At 56.7% G+C, this 1,225-nt stretch carries 1 protein-coding gene and 1 pseudogene; both read left to right on the forward strand.

Translation table 11 applies throughout. The annotated features are described in order from the left end of the window. A pseudogene (locus B3Z49_RS01740) lies at nt 1-580 on the forward strand (2,3-bisphosphoglycerate-independent phosphoglycerate mutase); the annotation flags it as partial. Next, a partial coding sequence (locus tag B3Z49_RS01745; RefSeq protein WP_414716235.1) for a murein hydrolase activator EnvC family protein occupies nt 570-1,225 on the forward strand: 656 nt, incomplete at its 3' end. The pseudogene B3Z49_RS01740 and the gene B3Z49_RS01745, both read left to right, overlap by 11 nt.

Here is a 1,225-nt window from a genome sequence, read left to right on the forward strand (position 1 = left end):
CGCCGAGACCGAAAAATACCCGCACGTTTCGTTCTTCTTTAACGGCGGCGAAGAACAGGTATTCGAGGGTGAGGACCGCATTCTGGTCGCCTCTCCCAAAGTCGCGACCTATGATCTTCAGCCGGAAATGTCGGCACCGGAAGTGACCGAGAAACTGGTCGCTGCCATCAAGTCGGAAAAATACGACACCATCATTCTGAACTTTGCCAACCCGGACATGGTGGGCCATAGCGGCATTCTTGAAGCCGCGATGAAGGCCGCCGAGGCGGTTGATACCTGCCTTGGCAAGGTGATTGATGCGATCAAGTCTGTTGGTGGCGTTGCCTTTGTTACCGCCGATCACGGCAACTGCGAAGTTATGGTCGATCCGGAAACCGGCGAACCGCACACGGCACATACACTTAATCTCGTTCCGACCATTCTTGTTAACGGTCCGGAAGGGGTAACATTGGAAGATGGTCGTTTGGCCGATGTCGCACCGACCTTGCTGCAATTGCTTGGCGTGCCGCAACCGGCCGAGATGACCGGAAAACCCTTGCTTAAGGGCCTGAAACAGAATGACGCGCTTCTTGCGAGCTAAGTTAGCTTATGAGATCGCCCTGCCTGCGCTGATCGCTTTTGCGGTTTTTGCTGCAGGCGGGGCTGCGCCTTCTTTTGCCCAATCGCTGCAAAAGGTTGATCAGCAACTTGATCAACTTGAAAACCAGCTTTCCGAACAGCAAAAACAGGAAGAGTTCCTGTCACGCAAATCACGGGAACTCTGGACCGAGGAACAAGCCCTTCAGTCCGAGGCGATATCTGTCGCCAGACGCACCCAGCGCCTTGAAACCACGCTGACCGAACTGGAAGATCAGCTCGAAACGCTTGAAGCACGTGAAAAGGTCGCGGCCACCAGCCTTGAAGACAAGGCCGGGCAATATGCCCGCATCCTGATGGCCCTGCAACGCCTGTCGACCACCCCGCCCGAAGCAGTTATTGCCCTGCCGACATCACCGCAGGATACGTTGCGTTCGGCGGTATTGCTTAAGGCCGCCTTGCCCGGTGTCGAACAGCACGCCCGCGATCTGCGCAAGGAACTGGGCGAGATTGCCACGCTGCGCGAAGATATTCGCAATCGTCGTAGCGAATTGGCCGCTGCCACCCAGGAATTGCAACAAGAACGCGCATCCCTTGCCGCCCTTCTGGATGAAAAGCGCCGCCTGCGCGCCCAGACAGAGGCCGAAGC

Origin of the sequence: Thalassospira sp. UBA1131 (genome assembly GCF_002311515.1) — a bacterium.
Classification (GTDB): Bacteria; Pseudomonadota; Alphaproteobacteria; order Rhodospirillales; family Thalassospiraceae; genus Thalassospira.